Raw genomic sequence first — 9,975 nt, 5'->3', positions numbered from 1 at the left:
GTCTTCCAGCTGGTTATTTACTTCTTTCAGGGAAGAGTTTTCACGCAGCAGGGATTCGTAATCGATCCGTTTGCCTTTGGTATATTTCTCTTCCAGTTTGGCAAAGTAATCCACTACTTTTTCCTTCTTGAAATCAAAGAAGTATTCGTTCATCGTTTGGCTCAAACCCTGGTTTCCTTTCTGCGGAGCAGGGAATTTAAGAGAGGTGGCGGTAAATGAAAGATGATCAAACAGGTTATCCTGCAGCAGGCTTAGCTGGTCTTTATTACAGTTCAGCCCATATTCGAATTTCTGGTTAGCATCATTTAATGCGGTGTAATACACTACATATTTATTCAGCTCTTTTTCAAATTCCTGTAATGATTTCTGATTGATCTGTTTGTTATTCACACTTACGCTGTGAAGAAAGTTCATCACAGAGTTGGCAATAGCCAGCGGTGGCGTGAGGGAAGTGAAGCTCTGGAAAATAGGGCTGTTGATGATCGATTTTGTAGACTCCACAATTTTGGAGTTCTTCTCACTTTTATCGCCCTTATTTTTCAGGATGATCTTTTCCACCAGTTCCACGATGCGGTCGCTCAGTGAAAACCCTAACGCTTTACTTTCAGGGTTATTCAGGGAGGTAATGAAAACATCGAGGTTATTGGTAGTAGTACGCGACTTCAGATCGATGATCTTTTTGTTAAGCAGGTAATACGTTTCACTGGCATTGATGATATTGTTCTTTATCAGCTCGTATTTGGTGATGTTATCTATTTCCTTTCCCTGTAAAAGGGCTTGTATTGCAGTAGAGTTTTGTTTGTCATTGTCGGTGATCCGTTGTACATCTTCCATCAGTTTGCGGATAGTAGTATCCTGGGTTTTGATCACAGGCGAGGTGGTACTTTTCAGTTCCGGGTCCTGTGCGTAAGCTGTCTGGAAAGTAAAAAGTAAAACAAGGGGGGCTGGTAGCACTTTTATCCATCCGGCGGTCAGGAATCTCTGGGCCAGGTGTACTAACGGTAATGACTCATCGGGCTTGCTGGTCAAGCGTTTGTTATGCCTCATTTCCGTTGGTAGGTGTTTTAACATGTTGTTTTTGCTTTTTGTTAACAAAAATTTAAGAAAATATGATGCCAAAAACGTCATCACGCAAAGATAAATAATTAATAACAGTTAAAATTAAATCATGATAGGTGGCATCAGCGGGGCATTTCCCTGATATATTTTGAATTATCAGCAGGTAAGTTACCTTTGCTGCCAAATTTGATCCACTTTCATGCTTAACAACAAAAAGATAGTGGTTGTATTACCGGCCTACAACGCAGCACTTACACTGGAAAAAACATTCCGGGAAATCCCTTTTGACATAGTTGACGACGTGGTACTGGTAGACGATGCCAGCAGAGACGATACCCTTGAAGTGGGGAAGCATCTGGGGATTCAGCACCTGATCCGTCATGATAAAAACAAAGGTTACGGAGGTAACCAGAAATCCTGTTACAACAAGGCGCTGGAGCTGGGAGCCGATATTGTGGTGATGCTGCACCCCGATTACCAGTATACGCCCAAGCTCATTACTGCTATGTGCAGTATTATCGCCAATGATGTATACCCGGTGGTTTTCGGGTCCAGGATCCTGGGAAAAGGCGCCCTGAAAGGGGGAATGCCGATGTATAAATACATATTTAATCGTTTCTTAACATTGACACAAAACATCCTGATCGGTCAGAAGCTGAGTGAGTACCACACCGGTTACCGGACATTTTCATCAGAGGTATTGCGTAATATCAACTATATGGCTGATAATGACGATTTTGTGTTTGATAATGAAATGGTTTCCCAGATATTTATGAAAGGATACGATATTGCAGAGATTACCTGTCCTACCAAGTACTTCGACGAGGCCTCCAGTATCAACTTCAAACGCAGCGCCATTTACGGCCTCGGCGTATTGAGGGTATCCCTGCAGCATCGTTTGCATATGTGGGGCATCGTAAAAGGAAAGATCTATTAAAAAATAATTCAGCCAGTGGGTTTAGCGCAACAGTATAATTTAGCCGGAAAATACCTGAAGTATTATTTTACCTCGGGCAATCGTCATGATGTACATTCTCCCTTTGTATTTTCATTGATAGAAGATGTGTTGCTGGATAAAAAACAGCATCCTGCTTTCCGGGAAATAGAACAGTTGCGGAAACAACTCCTGAAAAGTAATGAAACACTACAGGTAACCGACCTGGGTGCGGGATCACTGATATCGGCCGGTAATGAGCGCCGCGTACGGGATATCACCCGCTATGCCGCAAAACAGCCCAAATTCGGGCAGTTATTTTACCGGCTGATACAATATCTTCAGCCGGCCCGTATCCTCGAACTGGGTACTTCTATGGGACTTTCTACGGCATATATGGCAAAGGCCGCCCCGCAGGCCCGTATTTATACTATTGAAGGCTGCCCTAATATAGCAGCCAGGGCTGCTAAAAATTTTGAAGCGCTGCATATAAAAAACATCACGCAGATCACCGGCAACTTCGACACCGTATTGCCGGATGTATTAAAGCAAATGCAGTTGCCCGACTGGGTTTATATAGATGGCAATCACCGCAAAGAGCCCACACTGGCTTATTTTGAGCAGTGCCTGCAATTTGCGGATGAGTATTCTGTTTTTATCTTCGACGATATCCACTGGACCCCGGATATGGAGGCCGCCTGGCATACCATACAGGATCATCCGCAGGTAACCATGACCATCGACCTGTTTTTTATCGGGCTGGTATTTTTCAGGAAGGATTTTAAGGTGAAACAACATTTTACCCTGAAATACTGACTTTGAGGTAGTATATTAGGTATAAATTTCCCCGTTATGCGTTACCTGAAAATACTCCTCATTGCCTGTTTGCTTTCTGGCGGCCTGGCAGCCACTGCACAGGATAGCCTTTCCCAATACAGTAAAGAATCGTTTAGCCGTAAAGGTGATACCCTGCGGTACCGCCTCCTGTTGCCGGCTAACTATAATCGTCATAAGAAATACCCGCTGATCGTTTTCCTGCATGGGTCCGGTGAAAGAGGCCATGACAACGAGGCGCAGCTCCTGCACGGAGGCGCCATGTTCCTGCGTGATACGATACGCGCCAACTACCCCGCATTTGTACTTTTCCCGCAGTGCCCTGATAATCAAACCTGGGCGCCCATGAAATTTGTGCGCGACAGCACCGGTAAAGTAATCCAGGCAGATTTTCCGCTGAATGGCGATCCCACTCCTCCCACTGCTTTGCTCAACCAGTTGCTGGATAGCATTGTGGCAAGCGGGAAAATAGATGCCAAACGTGTATACATTGGTGGTTTATCGCTTGGAGGAATGGGTACATTCTATGAAATCACAAAACGCCCCAATCTTTTTGCGGCTGCATTTCCTATTTGTGGCGCCGGTAACGTGGAGGCCGCCGGTAACTTTGCGAAAAAAGTGCCGGTGTGGATCTTTCATGGAGGAGATGATAGAGTGGTGCCGGTAGAAGCTTCGAGGGCTTATGATGCCAAACTGAAGGCATTGGGTGCGGAAGAAAAATATACGGAATACCCCGGGGTAGGGCACAACAGCTGGGATAATATGTTTGTAGAACCCGGTTTTATGCCCTGGTTGTTTAAACATCGTAAAAAATAAAAAGGAGAAGGAGCGTTCAGGCGCTCCTTCTCCTTTTTATACCTCCTAATTACCACCTAATGCCCTGTACAGTGACACCATTCCCTGGTATACATTACGCCGGGTAGTTACCAGCGCCAGTTCCGCTTCCAGCACACTTTTCTGTGCCGTGATCACTTCCAGGTAATTGGCATAACCTGTTGTGAAAAGCACATTTGCTGTAGACACGGCCTGTTGTAACACCAGCACCTCTTTACTTTTCAGCGAGTACGCCTCTTGCTGGTTTTCTACTTTATTGAGTGCAGAAGCCACTTCCTGGTAACCATTTACAATGGCCTGCTGGTAGTCGTAAAATGCCGTCCACGCATTAGCGGTGCTGATATTGTATTGTGCCTTTATCTGTTTTTTATTGAAGATGGGGGCGGTTAAATTGCCAAGGGCGCCCCATGCAATGGATGCAGGCGATTGGAACAACAGCCCTGCTTTGAAGGCATTAAAACCTGCATAAGGGGTAATGGTGAGGCCGGGTAAAAAGGCAGCCCTTGCCGCTTTAACATCGGCTTTGGTGGCCGCCAGTTCCAGCTCGGCGCGTTGTACATCGGGGCGTTGCAGGAGCAAACTGGCCGGGATGCCTCTTTTGATGGCATCCGGCAGCGCCTGCGTATCCTTTACCGCACTCCGTTCAATGGGTTGTGGCAACCTGCCCAGGAGGGCGTTGAGCTGGTTTTCGAGCGAGGCAATTTCCTGCTTAACACCATATTCCAGCGCCTGTGTGCTCAGCAACTGTGCAGTGAACTGTTGTACCGCCAACTCTGTAGCGCGGCCACCGGCTTTCTGAATGTGCACCGTAGCCACCGCCGTTTCCTGTAGTTTAATATTGCGTTGTATAATAGCCAGCTCATTATCCATGGCAGTGAGTTCATAATACAGGCCGGTAACACCTGCCACAATTTGTGTGGTGAGTAAACGACGTCCCTGTTCACTGCCCAGGAAGCGGGCATAGGTGGCCTGGCGCTGGCTTTTCAGTTTTCCCCACAGGTCTATTTCCCAGCTGCTTCTCAGTCCGGCAAAGTACTCGGGCGTTGGCCCGGGAATGCGCTGATCCTTACTGATATTGGGCGACAGGTTGGTATCAAAATTACCTACACCATTGAGGGTATAGTCTGCATACTTATCCACGCCGGCCGAAAGGGAAAGGTTCAGCGATGGCAGCCATGCATTCTTCGCCATCATCAGGTTAGCCTGGGCGGTGGCTACCCGCTGTGCTGCAGACAGCAGGTCGTAGTTATTGCGTAGCGCCGTGTCGATGAGGCTCCGCAGGTGAGGATCATTGAATACCTGTGTAAAATTTTTCAGCGAAATAGTATCGCTGTTGTTACCGGAAACTACGGGAACGCTTATACGTTCCGGCAGCGCCAGTTCCTTTTGTGTGCTGCAGGCCACTGTAGCAGCGGCCATTGCAGCATATAATGCGTATTGATATATTCGTTTATTCATTGGTGTAAGCTTTTAGTTCAACGGATTTTTTCCTGATCATGGAGGCAAACAGCACATATAATCCGGGTATGATCAGTACACCGAAAATGGTTCCGATGAGCATTCCGCCGGCTGCGGCTGTACCAATGGAACGGTTGCCCATGGCGCCTGCGCCGGAGGCAATACACAGTGGTATCAACCCTGCAATGAATGCAAATGACGTCATAAGGATAGGACGCAGCCTGGACACGGCGCCTTCTTTGGCAGCCGCCAGTATGGTAGCGCCATGTTTATTTTTCAGAATGGCAAATTCCACGATGAGGATAGCGTTTTTACCTAACAGTCCTATCAGCATTACCAGTGCTACCTGTGCATAAATGTTGTTTTCAAGGCCCAATACTTTCAGGGAAAGGAAGGCGCCGAAAATCCCGGCGGGCAGCGACAACAGCACCGGCAGCGGCAGCAGGAAGCTCTCATACTGGGCAGCCAGCAACAGGTACACAAATACCAGTACGATGATAAAAATGTAGATAGCCTGGTTGCCGGAAAGGATCTGCTCTCTCGTCATACCGCTCCATTCATAGCTGTATCCCCTGGGAAGTTCTTTGGCGGCTGTTTCCTGCACGGCGGCAATGGCCTGGCTGCTGCTGAACCCTGGTTTCGCGTCGCCGTTGATCATGGCGGCGGTATACATATTGTACCGCGTTAGTTGTTCCGGCCCGTATACACGTTCCAGTTTCACGAAGTCGGAATAGGATACCATTTCACCGCGGTCGTTTTTTACGTAGAGGCGCAGGAGGTCGTCGGGTTTGGTACGGTAGGATGGATCCGCCTGTACCATTACCTTATACATTTGCCCGAAGCGGATGAAGTTAGACGCATAGAAGCTACCCATCAGCGTTTGCAGGTTGCTCATAGCATTTTCTATGCTCACGCCTTTTTTGGCTGCCATGGCCTGGTCTACATGGATCAGGTATTGCGGGAACTCCGCGTCAAAGCTGGTGAAGGCGCTGCCTATTTCCGGCCGTTTTTTCAGTGCGTCAATGAACTGGTTGGTTACCTGCGCCGTTTGCCGCAAATCGCCGGTACCGCTCCGGTCGAGCAGGCGTAATTCAAACCCGCTGGAGTTACCGAATCCGGGAACGGTAGGCGGCGGGAAAAATTCGATGCTGGCATCTGCAATAACAGCTGTTTTCTTTTGTAAGATTTCAATGATATCCTGTACGGAGGCTTTGCGCTCATCCCATGATTTCAGGTTTACCATGCCCATACCATAGGAAGCGCCGGCCACTTCATTTACCAGGCTGTAACCTGCCAGGGTGGATACGGATTCCACTTCGCCCAGTTCGGCGGCAATGGCCTGTACCTGGTCCAGTATGGCTTCGGTACGCTCTACGGTGGCGCCCGGAGGGGTGGTTACGTTTACATAGATCATGCCCTGATCTTCCGTAGGAATGAACCCTGAAGGCAGGATTGCGCTTACGCCCCAGGTGGCGGCGAAGAAGAAAAGAAGGCAGGCGAGGGTGATCAGTCTCCTGCCGGCGATAAAGCTGATGAGCTTTGCATATTTATTTTCAGTAGCGTTATATCCTTTGTTGAAGCCGTTAAAGAAACGCTGCAGCAGGTTCTTTTTACGGGGTTTGCCATGTGTGTCTTTTAACATGATGGCGCAGAGTGCAGGCGTTAACGTTACTGCGTTAATGCCCGATATCACGATAGAGATGGCCAGTGTGAGAGAGAACTGCCGGTAAAATACTCCAACAGGACCAGACAGGAATGCCACCGGTATAAATACCGCGGACATCACCAGCGTGATAGCCACCAATGCCCCGCTGATCTCCTTCATGGCTGCCAGCGTGGCTTCCATGGGAGGCAGGTGTTCTTCGCTCATCTTTACGTGCACGGCTTCCACCACTACAATGGCATTATCTACCACAATACCGATAGCCAGTACCAGGGCAAAAAGCGTAAGCAGGTTAATGGAAAAGCCCATCATCTGCATAAAGGCCAGCGTACCGATCAATGCCACCGGTACGGCAAGGGCAGGAATGAGGGTGGAGCGGAAGTCCTGCAGGAAAATAAATACCACGATAAATACCAGCAGGAACGCCTCAAATAATGTTCTCACCACTTCATGGATAGAAGCATCCAGGAAGCGGGATACGTCGTAGTTGAAGTTGAAGGTCATGCCCGGAGGAAACGAGGATTGCTTCATTTCTTCCATTTTTGCCTTCACATTGTTAATTACATCGCGGGCGTTGGAACCGGGGCGCTGTTTGAGCATGATAGAGGCGGAGGGTTTACCGTCTGTTTTGGATACCATGCTGTAGGTGAGCGAGCCAAATTCCACATCGGCAATATCTTTCAGGTGAAGCACCGATCCATCCTGGCCCGCGCGCAATACGATCTGCCGGTATTGTTCGGGCTCAAAGAATTTACCCGTATACCGTAATACATATTGCAGCATATTCGGGTCCCTGTCGGAGCTTTCGCCGGTTTTACCGGGAGCGGCTTCAATATTCTGTTTGCGGATGGCCTGTATCACCTCGTCGGCCGATACGTTGTAAGCCAGCATGCGATCAGGTTTCAGCCATACGCGCATGGCGTATTCCTTTGCGCCCATGATTTCCGCGCGGCCCACACCGTCGATACGTTTTAATTCCTGGAGTACATTGATATCTGCAAAGTTGTAGATGAACTGTTCATCAAGGGTGGTGTCTTCACTCATTACGTTGAGGTACAGCAGCATACTGTTCACCTCTTTTTCTGTGGTAACACCCGCCTTGATCACTTCTTCCGGCAGTTCATCAATAATGGTGGCCACGCGGTTTTGCACGTTTACGGCCGCCTGGTCGGGATCTGTACCTACCTGGAAAAATACCTGGATCACCGTGATCCCGTCGTTACTGGATACAGACGACATATACGTCATACCCGGCACCCCGTTGATAGCCCTTTCCAGCGGTGTAGATACGGCTTTGGCAGATACTTCCGCATTGGCGCCGGTGTATTTGGCCGTTACGGTTACAGAAGGCGGCACAATATCCGGAAACTGGGTAACCGGCAAGGTAAACAGGGCCAGCAGGCCTACCAATGTGATAATAAGCGATATGACCAGTGATAACACCGGTCTTTTTATAAAAGTTTCAAACATTGTTCCGTGGTTTCAGCTAAGGAGCTGTGATTATAAACTGAGTAAACTATCCATTGGCACGCCGCGTGGTGAAATCCGGACACCGTCACGGATATTGCGCACACCTTCGCATACAATGCGTTCGCCGGGTTTCAGCCCGGACTCAACGATGTAGAAATGTGCGAAGCGGGCCTGTGGAACAAAGTTTCTCATCTTCACATTATTAGCGCCGTCTACCACGAACACATAGTTTTTATCCTGCATTTCGAATACCGCTTTTTGCGGGATGATCACCGCGCTGTCCATTTCGGTGGTAAGGCGCACTTTCCCGCTGGCGCCATGTTTCAGCAGCTTGGAAGGATTAGGAAAGCGGGCCCTGAAGGCAATGGAACCGGTGTTTTCTTCAAATTCACCTTCTATGGTTTCTATTTTACCAGGGTGATTGTAATCGGTACCATCTGCCAGTACCAGTGATACTTTGCGGTAACTGTTATCGCCTTTTGCCAGTGCTTTGTTGTACTGGAGATATTCAGTTTCTGATACGTTGAAGTAAGCATAGATGTCGCGTGTATCGGATACTGATGTAAGCAGGGTGCCTTCACTGATCAGGCTTCCTTTCTTTAAAGGGATACGATCAACAATGCCATCGAAAGGGGCGCGGATACTGGTGTACGATAAGCGCATTTCGGCGTTGGAAGCGGCAGAGCGGGCCTCTTCTATTTTCGCCTGTGCGGCAGCCAGCTTGGCATTGGCTACTTCCAGTTCGGAAGGCGCTACCACTTTTTTCTCTACCAGTAATTTTACCCGGTCCAGTTCCAGGGCGGCGGCTTTGCTTTCCGCTACTACACTGCTCAGCACAGCTTTGGCCTTTGCCAGCTCGGCGAGGTATTCGGCATCACTGATACCGAACAGCAGCTGTCCTTTTTTTACTTCCTGGCCTTCATCAATAAATATTTTATCAAGGAACCCGTTAACACGGGCGCGTATTTCCACATTTTGTACGGCCTGGATATCTGTTACATAAGAACGGTGTAACACGGTGTCTTTTGTTACCAGTGTGGTAACCGGTAAAACTTTAAGATCCTCTTTGTTGGTACTTTCTCCTTTGGTGGCGCAACCAGCCATAAAAAGAGCGATCAGCGATGTTAAGATCCCTGTATATTGACGCATAGCAATAAAATATTGATCCCGGAATAACCGGAATGGGTGAATACAACACAACAGGAGGCCATCTGCTATAGCGGCAGAAAATGCAGGCATCTCCCTAAAAAAAATTAAAAAAGATTACGATAAGAAATGTGCTGGTATTCAAAAGGGAGTAAACCGGAAGAGGAAGGAATAGTAGGCAGGCAGAAAGGATTTCTGACGGCCGTACTCACCGGTTTTATTCTCAGGAATATAAATGCTGCGTGCAGTATTATCTGCATCGAGATATACAATACGGGTAGCAGTACTTACCTGCGGAGCAGCTGCATTAAGGTACCAGCGCGGTTTACGCCGGTGTTTGGTGATGTGCCACACTTCTGCGCCATCATCGTCGGCATCGAAATGTACAGGGATTTTATTAACAAGACTTAACAGCCTGTCCTGTTCAACCTGTTGTTTTTGCAGATCCGGTAACAGAAAATAATGGCGATGTGCGGCCAATGAAGGCAGAACAGCAGTTACGAGCTGTAAACACAGCAGGAAGCTGACAAGAGTCCACCGTTTTAATATGTGCGCACGATTATCCATTAAACCGCAA

8 protein-coding genes are annotated in these 9,975 nt (G+C 48.2%); 3 read left to right on the top strand and 5 right to left on the bottom strand.

Annotation, left to right across the window (positions count from 1 at the left end; genetic code table 11):
- The coding region (locus VN105_RS17320) for a hypothetical protein (protein ID WP_325642788.1) at positions 1-1,071 on the bottom strand (1,071 nt) is incomplete at its 3' end.
- Between the two features lie 187 nt (positions 1,072-1,258).
- On the opposite strand from VN105_RS17320, the gene VN105_RS17315 reads away from it, so the two are divergent.
- Genes VN105_RS17315 through VN105_RS17305 form a run of 3 tightly spaced genes read left to right on the top strand, consistent with a single transcriptional unit; the run spans position 1,259 to position 3,643 of the window.
- The gene (locus tag VN105_RS17315) at positions 1,259-1,996 is read left to right on the top strand and encodes a glycosyltransferase family 2 protein (protein ID WP_325642787.1); all 738 of its coding nucleotides are present in this window, start codon (positions 1,259-1,261) and stop codon (positions 1,994-1,996) included.
- A 15-nt stretch (positions 1,997-2,011) separates the two neighbouring features.
- Positions 2,012-2,809: an O-methyltransferase gene (locus VN105_RS17310; protein WP_325642786.1), complete on the top strand. Its 798-nt coding sequence runs from the start codon at positions 2,012-2,014 to the stop codon at positions 2,807-2,809.
- A gap of 36 nt (positions 2,810-2,845) precedes the next feature.
- Positions 2,846-3,643 carry an alpha/beta hydrolase-fold protein gene (locus VN105_RS17305; protein ID WP_325642785.1) on the top strand — a complete coding sequence of 266 codons (798 nt, stop codon included), beginning with the start codon at positions 2,846-2,848 and terminating at the stop codon, positions 3,641-3,643.
- Between the two features lie 45 nt (positions 3,644-3,688).
- On the opposite strand, the gene VN105_RS17300 is transcribed toward VN105_RS17305, so the two are convergent.
- The 4 genes from VN105_RS17300 to VN105_RS17285 all read right to left on the bottom strand — a co-directional run.
- The gene (locus VN105_RS17300; RefSeq protein WP_325642784.1) at positions 3,689-5,119 is read right to left on the bottom strand and encodes an efflux transporter outer membrane subunit; all 1,431 of its coding nucleotides are present in this window, start codon (positions 5,117-5,119) and stop codon (positions 3,689-3,691) included.
- Positions 5,112-8,252, bottom strand: coding sequence for an efflux RND transporter permease subunit (locus VN105_RS17295; RefSeq protein WP_325642783.1), 3,141 nt, complete (start codon positions 8,250-8,252; stop codon positions 5,112-5,114). Before VN105_RS17295 ends, VN105_RS17300 begins: the two co-directional genes overlap by 8 nt.
- Before the next feature lie 30 nt (positions 8,253-8,282).
- Positions 8,283-9,491 carry an efflux RND transporter periplasmic adaptor subunit gene (locus tag VN105_RS17290; RefSeq protein WP_325642782.1) on the bottom strand — a complete coding sequence of 403 codons (1,209 nt, stop codon included), beginning with the start codon at positions 9,489-9,491 and terminating at the stop codon, positions 8,283-8,285.
- Between the two features lie 48 nt (positions 9,492-9,539).
- On the bottom strand, positions 9,540-9,975 hold a 436-nt coding region (locus tag VN105_RS17285; RefSeq protein WP_325642781.1), incomplete at its 5' end, for a hypothetical protein.

The sequence above is a fragment of the Chitinophaga sp. genome (genome assembly GCF_035564935.1).
Classification (GTDB): Bacteria; Bacteroidota; Bacteroidia; order Chitinophagales; family Chitinophagaceae; genus Chitinophaga.
The sequence above is the reverse complement of the archived record's forward strand: the minus strand, read 5'-3'. Positions and strand labels throughout refer to the sequence as shown.

Excerpts from the sequence above, each read along its gene's own strand:
- VN105_RS17315 (WP_325642787.1), top strand. The coding sequence starts at position 1,259 with ATGCTTAACAACAAAAAGATAGTGGTTGTATTACCGGCCTACAACGCA.
- VN105_RS17305 (WP_325642785.1), top strand. The coding sequence starts at position 2,846 with ATGCGTTACCTGAAAATACTCCTCATTGCCTGTTTGCTTTCTGGCGGC.
- VN105_RS17300 (WP_325642784.1), bottom strand. The coding sequence starts at position 5,119 with ATGAATAAACGAATATATCAATACGCATTATATGCTGCAATGGCCGCT.
- VN105_RS17295 (WP_325642783.1), bottom strand. The coding sequence starts at position 8,252 with ATGTTTGAAACTTTTATAAAAAGACCGGTGTTATCACTGGTCATATCG.
- VN105_RS17290 (WP_325642782.1), bottom strand. The coding sequence starts at position 9,491 with ATGCCTGCATTTTCTGCCGCTATAGCAGATGGCCTCCTGTTGTGTTGT.